The following is a 12,339-nucleotide window of genomic DNA, read 5'->3' as shown; positions in this document are numbered from 1 at the left end:
CAAACTCTCCAAAAAAGGTTTGATACCAGGCAACATAATCTCCGTCAAAACTTTGACGAGGTGTTGCATGAAAAACTTCATGCACTGGCTTTTAACACACTGTTGAGTTCTCAAGAAACGGACGCGTACTTCCTTGACCGAGACCGTAGTCTCAGCGCCGGAGGCGCTCGTTTCAGCTCCGCTAGCTTACCAGATCCGGACGATTCTTGTCAAACCGCCCGATCCGGGAGCTTCCGGACGCCCCTTCCGAGGCAACCCTCATAACTTACCCGAACTTTCGCGCCGTGTCCAATCACGCTCTGACACGGCCGGTTGCCCGGAGATCCGTTGCAAGGGGTGTCGGGGCTGAAGCGCCCCGCGTGGAAAACTGTAGCAGCCTTCAGACCGTGGAAGGTCCATTCCCGGTAACGAATGAACCTTCCCCTCGTCCGGCTAGCTCAAACCCAGCGCGGCCAGCTGGGACTCGAGGCGCTCGATGTCGGCGGCGGCCTGGTCGGCGCGCCCCCGCACCTTGGCCACCACGTCGGCCGGCGCCTTGGCCATGAACTGCTCGTTGCCCAGCTTGCCGGCCACCTGGGCGGCCTCCTTGCGCGCGACAGCCAGGTCCTTCTCCAGTCGCTTGCGCTCGGCCACCACGTCGACGGCGCCGGCCGTGTCGATCTCGACGCCGACCCCGCCGACGGCGAACCTGGCCGTGGGGCTGAAGGACTCCGGGGGCTCGGTGAGGCGCAGCAGCGATCGGGCGGCCAGCTCCTGTCCCGCGAGGCGGGTGCCGGTCAGCGCGAGCCGCGCCGCCACCTTCTGGCCGGGCTTGAGCCCCTGGTCGGAACGGAACCTGCGGACCTCGGTCACCAGCTCCTGCAGCGCGTCGATCTCGGCCTCCGCCTCCGGGTCGGAGTAGCGCGGGTCGGCCTGCGGCCAGGAGGCGACGACGATGGACTGCCCCCCGGTCACCGCCCGCCACAACTCCTCGGTGACGAACGGGATGAGCGGGTGCATCAGGCGGAGCAGCGCGTCGAGGACATGCCCCAGCACCAGCCGGGTGTGCTCCAGCCCCTCCCCCAGCTGGATCTTGGCCAGCTCCAGGTACCAGTCGCAGACCTCGTCCCAGGCGAAGTGGTAGAGCAGATCGGACGCCTTGGCAAACTCGAACTCCTCGAACGCCTCGTCGGCGGTCGTGATCACGCTCTGCAGCCGGGACAGGATCCACCGGTCGGCCGCGGTCAGGGTGAGACCTTCGAGCGGGCCGACGGTCGCGCCGTTCATCAGCGCGAACCGGGTGGCGTTCCAGATCTTGTTGCAGAAGTTGCGTGAGCCCGCGGCCCACTCCTCGCTGACCGCCACGTCCGCGCCGGGGTTGGCGCCGCGCAGCAGCGTGAACCTGGTCGCGTCGGCCCCGAAGCGCTCCACCCAGTCGAGCGGGTCGACCACGTTGCCGAACGACTTCGACATCTTCTTGCCGTACTGGTCGCGGACCATGCCGTGCAGGACCACCACCCGGAACGGCGGCTCGCCGTCCATCGCGTAGAGGCCGAACATCATCATCCGGGCGACCCAGAAGAACAGGATGTCGTAGCCCGTCACGAGCACCGACGTCGGGTAGAAGCGGGCCAGCTCGGGCGTGGCCTCGGGCCAGCCGAGCGTCGAGAACGGCCAGAGCCCGGAGGAGAACCAGGTGTCGAGCACGTCCGGGTCCTGGACGTAGCCCGCCGGCGGCGTCTCGTCGGGGCCCACGCAGACGACCTCGCCGCCCGGGCCGTACCAGACCGGGATGCGGTGCCCCCACCACAGCTGCCGGGAGATGCACCAGTCGTGCATGTCGTCGACCCAGTCGAAGTAGCGCTTGGCCAGCTCCGGCGGGTGGATGCGGGTGCGGCCGTCGCGCACCGCGTCGCCGGCCTCCTTGGCGAGCGGCGCCACGTTGACGAACCACTGCAGCGACAGCCGCGGCTCGACCACGGTCTTGCAGCGCGAGCAGTGGCCGACGGAGTGGACGTACGGCCTCTTCTCGGCGACGATGCGCCCCTCGGCGCGCAGGGCCGCGACGACGGCGGGCCGCGCCTCGAACCGGTCGAGCCCCTCGAACGGCCCGTGCGCGGTGATGACGCCGCGCTCGTCCATGACGGTCAGTGACGGCAGCGAGTGACGGCGGCCGATCTCGAAGTCGTTGGGGTCGTGCGCGGGCGTGACCTTGACCGCGCCGGTGCCGAAGGCGGGATCGACGTGCTCGTCGGCGACCACCGGGATCATGCGGCCGGTGAGCGGCACCTCGACCATGGTGCCGATCAGGTGCTGGTAGCGCTCGTCGGCGGGATGGACGGCCACCGCCGTGTCGCCGAGCATGGTCTCGGCCCGGGTGGTGGCCACCACGATCTCGTCGGAGTAGCGGATCGAGACGAGCTCGCCCTCGTCCTCGCTGTGCTCCACCTCGATGTCGGACAGCGCGGTCAGGCAGCGCGGGCACCAGTTGATGATGCGCTCGGCGCGGTAGATCAGCCCGTCGTCGAAGAGCTTCTTGAAGATGGTCTGGACGGCGCGGGAGAGCCCCTCGTCCATGGTGAAGCGCTCGCGCGCCGAGTCGACGCCGTCGCCGAGCTTGCGCATCTGCCCGAGGATCTGGCCGCCGGACTCTTCCTTCCACTCCCAGACCCGCTGGACGAACGCCTCACGGCCCAGGTCGTGGCGCGACAGGCCCTCGGCGGCCAGCTTGCGCTCGACGACGTTCTGCGTGGCGATGCCGGCGTGGTCCATGCCGGGCAGCCACAGCGTCTCGTGACCGAGCATGCGCGCGCGCCGGCTCAGCGCGTCCTGGACGGAGTGGTCGAGCGCGTGCCCGATGTGCAGCACGCCCGTGACGTTGGGCGGGGGCAGGACCATGCTGTACGGCTCCCGCGAGCTGCCCGGGTCGGCGTGGAAGTAGCCTTCGGACACCCATCGCTCGTAGCTCCGGGTCTCGACGTCGGCCGGGGTGTACTGGGTAGGCAGCTCTGGCGTTGTCACAGTGACCAATTCTAGGGAGGCGGGAAAGGGAAACGCCCCACGGACCGCGTCCATGGGGCGTTGCCGCTGTCGCGGCGGCTCAGGCCGACTTCTCGCGCGGGGTGCGCTGCTGCTTGGCGGCGAGCTGGTCGCGCGGGACGAGCGTCGGGATGGCGTGCTCCAGGACCGATTCGCGGGTGATGACCACGCGGGCCACGTCCTGCCGGGACGGTACCTCGTACATGACCGACAGGAGCACCTCCTCCAGGATGGCGCGCAGGCCGCGGGCGCCGGTGCCGCGCAGGATCGCCTGGTCGGCGATCGCCTCGAGCGCGTCGTCGGTGAACTCCAGCTCGACCCCGTCGAGCTCGAAGAGCTTGCGGTATTGCTTGACGAGGGCGTTGCGCGGCTCGGTGAGGATCTGGATGAGCGCTTCGCGGTCGAGGTTGTGCACCGAGGTGATGACCGGCAGCCGGCCGACGAACTCGGGGATCATGCCGAACTTCAGCAGGTCCTCGGGCATGACGTCGGCGAAGATGTCGACCGAGTCGATCTCTTCCTTGGAGCGGATGACGGCGTTGAAGCCGATGCCCTTCTTGCCGATGCGCGACTCGATGATCTTTTCGAGACCGGCGAAGGCGCCACCGCAGATGAACAGCACGTTGGTGGTGTCGATCTGGATGAACTCCTGGTGCGGGTGCTTGCGGCCGCCCTGCGGGGGCACCGAGGCGGTGGTGCCTTCCAGGATCTTCAGCAGCGCCTGCTGCACGCCCTCACCGGAGACGTCGCGGGTGATCGACGGGTTTTCGCTCTTGCGGGCGATCTTGTCGACCTCGTCGATGTAGATGATGCCCGTCTCGGCCTTCTTGACGTCGTAGTCGGCGGCCTGGATGAGCTTGAGCAGAATGTTCTCGACGTCCTCGCCGACGTAGCCCGCCTCGGTGAGCGCGGTGGCGTCGGCGATGGCGAAGGGCACGTTGAGCATCTTCGCCAGCGTCTGGGCGAGCAGCGTCTTGCCCGAGCCCGTGGGGCCCAGCAGCAGGATGTTGCTCTTGGACAGCTCCAGGCCGTCGTCTCTGCCCCGGTCACCGGACTGCACCCGCTTGTAGTGGTTGTAGACCGCCACCGAGAGGGCCTTCTTCGCCTTGTCCTGACCGATGACGTAGGCGTCGAGGAACTCGAAGATCTCCCTCGGCTTGGGCAGGTTGTCCCACTTGAGCTCGGAGGACTCGGAGAGCTCCTCCTCGATGATCTCGTTGCAGAGATCGATGCACTCATCGCAGATGTAGACGCCTGGACCGGCAATGAGCTTTTTGACTTGCTTCTGGCTCTTTCCACAGAACGAGCACTTCAGCAGGTCTCCCCCGTCGCCGATGCGTGCCACCCCAGATACTCCTTTGCGTGGGACCGCCCTGCTCACCGAGCAGTGTCGCCGGACATCCTCCGGACTAGGCCGAACCGCTCAGGTTTCGACGTTACCGTCTTCTGGGCCCTCAGTGAGCCCCCTAGCGGCGAGTCGCACCGGAACGTGCCCTATTGGGCACCGCTCCGGTGCGGGTCGTCTCGTCTAGGAAGCGACGGCCTGAGCTCGCTTCTTCCTGGACGGGATGATGTCGTCGATCAGACCATACGCCTTTGCCTCGTCCGCGTTGAGAATTTTGTCGCGTTCGATGTCCTTGCGGACTTCGGCAGAGGACTTCCCGGAGTGCTTCGCCACGATGTCCTCAAGGAGGGACCGCATGCGAAGGATCTCGCGGGCCTGGATCTCGATGTCGCTGCCCTGGCCGCCACCCTCGGTGGACGGCTGGTGGATCAGCACCCGGGCGTTGGGCAGCGCGAACCGCTTGCCCGGGGTGCCGCCGGCCAGCAGCACGGCCGCCGCGGAGGCGGCCTGGCCGAGGCAGACGGTCTGGATCTCCGGCCGGACGAACTGCATCGTGTCGTAGATCGCCGTCATGGCGGTGAAGGACCCGCCGGGCGAGTTGATGTAGATGCTGATGTCACGGTCGGGGTCGAGCGACTCCAGCGTCAGCAGCTGCGACATGACGTCGTTGGCCGAGGCGTCGTCGATCTGCACGCCGAGGAAGATGATGCGATCCTCGAACAGCTTGGTGTACGGGTCCATGGTCTTGGTCCCGTAGGACGTGCGCTCGGTGAACTGCGGGAGCACGTAGCGGCTTTCGATGTTCACAGTAGATACCCCTAGGAAACCGGGCCCTGCGAGGGCACCTGCCGAGCACTGCGCACGACATGGTCGATGAAGCCGTAGTCCTTGGCCTCTTCGGCCGTGAACCAGCGGTCGCGGTCGGAGTCGGCCTCGATCTGCTCAAGCGGCTGGCCGGTGTGGAAGGCGATCCGCTCGGCCAGCGTCTTCTTCACATAGAGCATCTGCTCGGCCTGGATGGCAATGTCGGCCGCGGTGCCGCCGATGCCGCCCGAGGGCTGGTGCATCATGACGCGGGCGTGCGGAAGCCCGAAGCGCTTGCCCGGCGCCCCCGCCGAGAGCAGGAACTGCCCCATCGAGGCCGCCATGCCCATCACCACGGTGGAGACGTCGTTGGGCACGTACTCCATCATGTCGTAAATCGCCATGCCGGCACTCACGGAGCCGCCCGGCGAGTTGATGTAGAGGCTGATGTCGCGGTCCGGGTCGTCGGCCGCCAGCAGCAGCAGCTCTGCGCAGATCCGGTTGGCGATCTCGTCGTTGACCTCCTGCCCGAGCACGATGATGCGCTCACGCAGCAGGCGCTGGTAAAGCTGGTCCTCAAGCCGGAAGGACGTGCCGTTCTCACGGCCTCGCGACTCAGGCTGATAGAAGGTCGGCGGGCTGGTCACAGCGTCACCTTCCGATGCGTCGTAGTCGATGGGCTTTGCTTGTGACCCTAACGCGCGCCGCCCCCAGGTCATGCCCGGTCCACGTACTGTTCGCTGACGGCGCAGGTCGGGTCTCCCGCACGCGCGAAGCCCCCAAGCCGCGGGGGGCATGGGGGCTTCGGTGCGCGGGGGCGGGATCAGGCCTCGGCCTTCTCCTCGGCGTCGTCAGCGCCTTCCTCGACGACTTCTTCACCGTTGATCTCGGTGTAGATGGCCTTGAGGTCGACCTCGTTGCCCTCGGTGTCGACGACCTTGGCGGCGTCACCGACGACGGACTTGGCCTTGTCACGGACGATCTCGACCATGGCCAGCGTGAGCTGGTCGTTGTCGGCCAGGTGCTGGGCCAGCTGGTTGGGCTGGACGCCCATCTCCATGGCGCGGCGCACCACGAAGTTGGTCAGCTCCTGCTCGCTGACGCCCAGCTCCTCGGACTTGACGATCTTGTCGAGCACGAAGCCGACCTTGATCGCCTTGGCGGAGCTGGTCTCGAACTCGGCGAAACGCTCCTCCTCCGTCGTCTGGTAGAGCCGGAAGAAGGCGTCGCGGCTCAGGCCGCTCTCGGCGACCTGGTGGTTGAGGTTGTGCTTGCGGGCGTCGACCTCGGCCTTGAGCGCGCTGTCCGGGATCGGGATCTCGATCTTGTCGAGCAGCGTGTCGAGGGCCTTCTCGCGGGCCTGGACGACCTGCTCGATGAGCTTGTTGCGGCGGGCCTGCTCGCGGATGCTCTCCTTGAGCTCGTCGAGCGTGTCGAACTCGCTGGCCAGCTGGGCGAACTCGTCGTCGAGCTCGGGCAGGACCTTCTCCTTGACCGACTTGACGTTGATGATCACGTCAGCCTCCTCGCCGGCGTTGTCACCGCCGACGAGCTCGGTCTTGAAGCTCTTCTCCTCGCCCGCGGACATGCCCTCGAGGGCGGTGTCCAGGCCCTGCAGCACGGAGCCGGCGCCGACCTCGTAAGAGACCTCGCTGGCCTGCTGCTCCTCGATGTTGCGGCCGTCGATCTCGGCACGCAGGTCCATGACGACGAAGTCGCCGGACGCGGCGGCGCGCTCGACACCGGTCAGCGTGGCGAAACGCTGGCGCAGCTGGTCGAGCTGGGCGTCGATGTCGGCGTCGGAGACCTCGGCGGGGTCGACGGTGACCTCGACGCCCTGGTACTCGGGGACGTCGAAGCTGGGCCGGATGTCGACCTCGGCGGTGAACTCGATCTGCTCACCGTCCTCGATCTTCGTGACCTCGATGTCAGGCTGGCTGACCGGGAACACGTCGACCTCTTCCACGGCCTGGCCGTAGAGCTTGGGCACCGCGTCGTTGAGGGTCTCCTCCAGCACTACCGCCCGGCCGAAGCGCTGCTCGATGATGCGGGCCGGGACCTTGCCAGGACGGAACCCGGGGACGCGCACCTGCTGCGCGACCTTCTTGTACGCCGCATCCATGCTCGGGCGCAGCTCGTCGAACGGCACCTCGACAGTGAGCTTCACCCGGGTCGGGCTGAGCTCCTCGACAGCGGTCTTCACGGGGTGGTCTCCTTGATCAAGCTTCTGGTGATCGCGGGCGCGTCCATTCGGTACGGCTCGCGCGCCGCGCCCACGTAGTCGGCGCCGGGCATGCTCCGCCACGGCGGATCCAAACGCCGCTCGTCAGTCTAGGGCAGAGCAGGCAGCTCTCAGAACTCTTCGGCGATGACGCGCAGCAGCTCGGTGGTCTCATCGGGGGTCGTGCTGACGGCGCAGAGCCGCTCCATGACCTCCGTGTAGCGGTCCACGTCCTCACGCTTGTCCAGGTAGAGGGCGCTGGCGAGCTGTTCGACGTAGATCACGTCGGGCAGGTCGCTGTCGGGGAAGCGCAGGATGCTGAACGCGCCGCCCTCGGCACTGTGGCCGCCGAAGCTGAACGGCATGATCTGGATCGTGATGTTCGGCTGGCGCATGAGGTCGATGAGATGCTCCAGCTGGGCCCGCATCACCTCGGCGCCGCCGATGGGGCGGCGCAGCGCGGCCTCGTCGATCACCGCCCAGAAGATCGGGCCGTCGGGCCTGTCGATCACGCGCTGGCGTTCGAGCCGCAGGTCGACCCGCCGTGCGATCTCCTCCGCGCCGACGCCGGCGGATCCCGCCGTGACGACCGCGCGCGCGTACTCCTTGGTCTGCAGCAGTCCGGGGACGAACTGCACCTCGTACGTCCTGATCCGGGCGGCGGCCTCCTCCAGGCCGACGTACGCCTGGAACCAGGTGGGGAGGATGTCGTTGAAGCGGTGCCACCAGCCGGGCTCGTTGGCGGTCGCGACCAGGTCCAGCACGGCGGCGCGGGCCCCGTTGTCGACCACTCCGTACAGCGTGAGCAGGTCGGCCACGTCGCGCTCCTTGAACCCGACCCGGCCCAGCTCCATGCGGCTGATCTTGGACTCTGACCCCCGGATGAGGTGTCCCGCTTCCTCGCGCGTGACGCCCCTGCTTTCCCTGAGCCTGCGCAGCTGGGAGCCCAGGAGGATGCGCAGCGCCGTAGGCCCGGAACCCGGCTGGTTCTGCGTCACTTTGCCTCCTATCAAGGTCCGCACACACAGTGACATCAGTTTGCCGGGTATGACAAGGTCTCAACCTGGTGTCCGATTCGGATACGTATGCGGAAATCGCTCATGCGGCTGCACATTGCACATGCACGTGCATTTGGGTCTTGCAGCGACACGGGATCGTGACCCATGATGGCCTAGTGCATATTGGGCCAAACATGCACTAAACCAATGGCGACTGGGAGGTATCGGCGGGATGGTGGAGGATCCTCTGGCCACTGCCGATTGCCTGCAGATCACCCGTGAGGTGGGCTTCGACCAGTTGCTCACCTCGGGCAAGCCGTACACCACCGCGTGCCCGCTGCCCTTCCAGGCCGACTCGGTGAAGACCGCCCGGGACGTCACCCGTACCACGTTGAGCGGCTGGGGGCTGTCCGAGCTCAGCGACGACGCCGCGCTCGTGGTCTCGGAGCTCGTGACGAACGCGGTCCGTTACGCTATGTACGCCCAGGGCCGGCGGGAGATCACGCTGCTGCTGATGCGCGTGGCGCCGCACGTCCTGCTGGCCGTGGCGGACCCCAGCGACGACGTGCCCACGCCCAAGGAGCCCGACTTCATCTCCGAGAACGGGCGCGGCCTCTACATCGTGGAGACCTACAGCCAGTGCTGGGGCTGGGACCCGCTGGCGCGCGGCGGCAAGGCCGTCTGGGCCCTGTTCCGCACCGAGCCCTGAGCCTCAGCGCGTCCGCCGCCGGTACGCCAGCGTGACGGCGGCTAGCAGCGGCGCCCACGCCACCAGTGGCAGGTAGAGGAAACCGACGGCCACGTGCCCGGCGGCCGTCATGTCGTCGTGCGGCACCGTCCACCAGAACAGGAACGGCGTCCACAGCACCGTCAGCACCGCGACGCCGGTCCAGGCGACCGCCTGCACCACCCGGCGCGGGATCACCCGGCCGCCGGCGTACGGGACCCATCGCGGGACCACCTCACCCCAGGACCGCACCAGGCCGAGCGTGAGCAGGCCCGCCCCCTCGGTCAGCACGCTGAGCGCCACCATGTGGACCGGGCCCGCCATTCCCGGCCCGACCAGCTCCCGCAGGCCCTGCTCGGTGTAGCCGAGCGGGAAGCCGAGCACCAGGCCGATCCGCCACAGCCCGGACGGGAGCGCGACGAGGGCGGCGGCGTGGGCGGCCCACACCGCCCAGCGGGGGGTCACGAGGTTGGCAGGCATGGATCCCATGGTCGCGATCCGGCCACCCCGCCACCTCCCGCCCGGGTGCCATCGGCCTCCCCCGTACAGGGGATGCCCGATCGTCGTGCCAGGATGTCCGCATGGCGGAGGGCACGGTGAAGGTATGGCACGCGGAACAGGGGTGGGGAGTCATCTCCTCACCCGACCTGCCCGCGGGGCAGGACGCCTGGGCGCATTTCAGCGACATCGTCGCCGAGGGGTACCGGAGCCTGGAGGCGGGTGAGCGCGTGACGTTCGAGATCGTCCAGCGCCCGCAGGACGGCTACGACTTCGTCGCGACGGACGTGCGGGCGGTCTGAGCCGCGGGATCACCGCTGGGTGACTGCCTTCGTTCGCCCCGGGGCGCCGGGTCAGACGCTCAACGGCACCGGGTGGACCTCGTCGGCCGGGTGGCCGGTCCGCTCGTGGATGCGCTGGAGCGCCTCGGCGCTGGGCGCCTCCGACAAGCAGTAGACGAAGCCCTGATCGGGGTCGGCCCAGGCGCGCTCGAAGCTCACGCCCTCCTCGCCCTGGATCGCGAGATCGGCCTCGTGCGCCTGCCTGAGCTGGTCCGCCGTGATGCCGACCATGCCGTGATGGACGTCGATGAACTTGGTCATGGGGTCCTCCTCGGGCATCTCCCCTTCAGGGTAGGCAGGGCATGTGACGCCAAACACCCATCAATCCCCCAAAGGATTGCTGTGTCGCCACGCTCCGCGCCACCGAGCAGGCGAGGAGGGGCAGGCCCGATCTTCGCGCCGGCCGCCGGGGCGGGGCCGGACGAGGCCAGGGTGCCTCGCGCGCGACGTGCTTCGGCAGCTCTTCCGGGCACCCCCGCGACGCCGTGACCGAGCGCACCGGCGAAGCACCGGTGTCACCCGCTTGTGATCAGACCAAGCGTGATCATGCCGGGCACTCCCGTACCAAGATCGTTGCATGCTGCTGGCCTCGGGGATTTCATCGGCTCGTTCGCGTTGTGACATCGACATCCGGTACGAGGACAAGGACAACCATGCCGCTGTTGGCCCGCATGCTTTCCGCCCCCATGTTCATCGACGTCCGGGCCGGTGCGGTCGCCAGCCTCGGCACGCTGCTGACCGACCTGCAAATCGCCCGGCAGGGCAGGGTGGCCGTCGCCGTAGGCCCCAGCCAGGGTGACGGAATCTGCGAAGAACTGCAGATCGACGGGGCCGAGGTGCTGCGCATTCCCGACGGCACCCTTGCGGCCGCCGTGGAGCTCGGGCAGCGACTACGGGCCGGCCGGTTCGAGGCGATCGCGGGTATCGGCGGCGGCAAGACCATCGACGTGGCCAAGTTCGCCGCTCACATGGCGGGCATCCCGATGGTGGCGGTGACCACGAGCCTGGGCCACGACGGCATAGCCTCACCGGTCAGTGCGCTGCGCCACGAATCGGGCACAGGCTCCTACGGCGTGGTCATGCCGGCGGCCGTCCTGGTTGATCTCGATCGTGTCCGATCCGCGCCGGCGTCGCTTTCCACGGCAGGGATCGGCGACGCGATCAGCGACCTGTCCGCGGTGGCCGACTGGGAACTGGCCGCTGCCGAAGCCGGCGAGCACATCGACGGGCTGGCAGTGGCGATGGCCAGATCGGCGGCATTGGCCGTCCTGCACCAGCCGGGACAGGCTCGCACCGACGAATTCCTCACCGTGCTGGCCGAGTCGCTGATCCTGTCCGGAATGGCGATGGGCGTAGCAGGGTCGAGCAGACCGGCCAGCGGCGGCGACCACGAGATCATGCATGCCGTCAACGAGCTCTACCCCGGTACGGCCAGCCACGGAGAACTCGCCGGAGTCGGTGCGCTGTTCTGCACATTCCTGCGCCGGGACGAGGACAAGGTTGAGCTGATCTCCGCCTGTCTGAGGCGGCACGGGCTGCCGCGCACCCCGGGCGAGCTCGGCCTGTCGCACACCGATTTCGCCAAGGCTGTGGCGTTCGCGCCGCAGACCCGGCCGGGCAGGTACACCATCCTCGAACACCTCAACCTGTCCGAGTCCCAGCTCGCCGACCACGTCGAGGCCTACGTCACGTCGCTCGGCTGACCCTCCGCGGGCCGGCGCTGACGGAGTCGTGGCGTCATCCGCTGCGGCGAGGCGGACCGCGCTCGCCGCGGCTGCTGCGACACAGCGCGCGACGACCGGCATCCCCCATGGGATGATCCGGGGAAGCGCCTTCTCGTTCAGGAGGAGATCATGGACGAAGAGCTGCCTCGGCCAGGCGGCGGCGATCGTCTCCCTGAGACCTACGACGAGTTCATCGCCCATCCCATGGCCCGGAGACGCGCGATCTACCAAGAGCTCTCGCCACGGACACGCAGCCGCTTCTGGGCAGAGCAGCTGTCCCGGTACCGCGCCGCGCATGCGGACCTGACCGCGGAGCAGCAACGCATACTCGACGAGGTCGAAGAAATCGTCAGCGACGAAGCGACCTTCGCGCCGCTCAGCGAACCGCATCCGGACCTCGCCCGGCTCGGCGATGCCGCCATCTCCGCGTTCGGCAGGGACGAGGCCCGCCGGCTCATGGCGGCCCTCGGCCCCGAGCAGGCGGAGCCGCGTGGCCACTCCCGATCAGGGAGTGGCCGTTGAGCTGGTCGGGGCGACAGTGTCCTGGTTCAGGACATAGGAAACTCATGTCGCAAGACATAGGAAACTTCAACAGAGTGTGTCTCGGGACATAGGCAACCGCCTTGGTCAACAGCGTGGGTGGTGTGTCCAAGGCCAGAGTTG

12 protein-coding genes are annotated in these 12,339 nt (G+C 67.9%); 4 read left to right on the top strand and 8 right to left on the bottom strand.

Features of this window, described 5'->3' with window-relative positions; translation table 11 throughout:
- Nucleotides 1-432 precede the first annotated feature (432 nt).
- The 6 genes from ADY59_RS43640 to ADY59_RS43615 all read right to left on the bottom strand — a co-directional run bounded on the left by ADY59_RS43640 (nucleotide 433) and on the right by ADY59_RS43615 (nucleotide 8,386).
- Nucleotides 433-3,054 (bottom strand): valine--tRNA ligase, encoded by a 2,622-nt coding sequence (locus ADY59_RS43640; protein ID WP_082310858.1) that lies wholly within the window; start codon nucleotides 3,052-3,054, stop codon nucleotides 433-435.
- A gap of 25 nt (nucleotides 3,055-3,079) precedes the next feature.
- Entirely contained in the window at nucleotides 3,080-4,363 is a 1,284-nt protein-coding gene (gene clpX / locus ADY59_RS43635) for an ATP-dependent Clp protease ATP-binding subunit ClpX (protein ID WP_049576077.1), read from the bottom strand.
- 183 nt (nucleotides 4,364-4,546) lie between these two features.
- Complete coding sequence (locus ADY59_RS43630) at nucleotides 4,547-5,170, bottom strand: ATP-dependent Clp protease proteolytic subunit (RefSeq protein ID WP_049576074.1); 624 nt, start codon at nucleotides 5,168-5,170, stop codon at nucleotides 4,547-4,549.
- An 11-nt stretch (nucleotides 5,171-5,181) separates the two neighbouring features.
- A complete protein-coding gene (locus ADY59_RS43625) occupies nucleotides 5,182-5,814 on the bottom strand; it encodes an ATP-dependent Clp protease proteolytic subunit (protein WP_049576072.1) in 633 nt (210 codons plus the stop codon).
- A gap of 176 nt (nucleotides 5,815-5,990) precedes the next feature.
- A complete protein-coding gene (gene tig / locus ADY59_RS43620) occupies nucleotides 5,991-7,370 on the bottom strand; it encodes a trigger factor (RefSeq protein ID WP_049576069.1) in 1,380 nt (459 codons plus the stop codon).
- 149 nt (nucleotides 7,371-7,519) lie between these two features.
- Complete coding sequence (locus ADY59_RS43615) at nucleotides 7,520-8,386, bottom strand: helix-turn-helix domain-containing protein (RefSeq protein ID WP_049576066.1); 867 nt, start codon at nucleotides 8,384-8,386, stop codon at nucleotides 7,520-7,522.
- A gap of 232 nt (nucleotides 8,387-8,618) precedes the next feature.
- Between ADY59_RS43615 and ADY59_RS43610 the strand changes: the two genes are divergently transcribed.
- Nucleotides 8,619-9,095: an ATP-binding protein gene (locus ADY59_RS43610; protein ID WP_049576065.1), complete on the top strand. Its 477-nt coding sequence runs from the start codon at nucleotides 8,619-8,621 to the stop codon at nucleotides 9,093-9,095.
- A gap of 3 nt (nucleotides 9,096-9,098) precedes the next feature.
- On the opposite strand, the gene ADY59_RS43605 is transcribed toward ADY59_RS43610, so the two are convergent.
- Complete coding sequence (locus tag ADY59_RS43605; protein ID WP_156326108.1) at nucleotides 9,099-9,593, bottom strand: hypothetical protein; 495 nt, start codon at nucleotides 9,591-9,593, stop codon at nucleotides 9,099-9,101.
- 101 nt (nucleotides 9,594-9,694) lie between these two features.
- Here ADY59_RS43605 and ADY59_RS43600 point away from each other — a divergent pair, with 101 nt between their 5' ends.
- Nucleotides 9,695-9,913, top strand: a complete 219-nt coding sequence (locus tag ADY59_RS43600) for a cold-shock protein (protein ID WP_049576059.1) — start codon at nucleotides 9,695-9,697, stop codon at nucleotides 9,911-9,913.
- Nucleotides 9,914-9,964: 51 nt separating this feature from the next.
- Here the strand turns inward: ADY59_RS43600 and ADY59_RS43595 are convergent, their stop codons facing one another.
- Nucleotides 9,965-10,213, bottom strand: coding sequence for an SCO4226 family nickel-binding protein (locus ADY59_RS43595; RefSeq protein WP_049576087.1), 249 nt, complete (start codon nucleotides 10,211-10,213; stop codon nucleotides 9,965-9,967).
- Between the two features lie 410 nt (nucleotides 10,214-10,623).
- Here ADY59_RS43595 and ADY59_RS43590 point away from each other — a divergent pair, with 410 nt between their 5' ends.
- Together ADY59_RS43590 and ADY59_RS43585 are read left to right on the top strand one after the other, a co-directional pair.
- Nucleotides 10,624-11,655, top strand: coding sequence for an iron-containing alcohol dehydrogenase family protein (locus ADY59_RS43590; RefSeq protein ID WP_049576083.1), 1,032 nt, complete (start codon nucleotides 10,624-10,626; stop codon nucleotides 11,653-11,655).
- Nucleotides 11,656-11,805: 150 nt separating this feature from the next.
- A complete protein-coding gene (locus ADY59_RS43585) occupies nucleotides 11,806-12,198 on the top strand; it encodes a bacteriocin fulvocin C-related protein (protein WP_049576057.1) in 393 nt (130 codons plus the stop codon).
- Nucleotides 12,199-12,339 lie beyond the last annotated feature (141 nt).

The sequence above is a fragment of the Nonomuraea sp. SBT364 genome, from assembly GCF_001083785.1.
GTDB lineage: Bacteria > Actinomycetota > Actinomycetes > Streptosporangiales > Streptosporangiaceae > Nonomuraea.
This window is presented reverse-complemented; position numbering and strand designations above follow the sequence as displayed.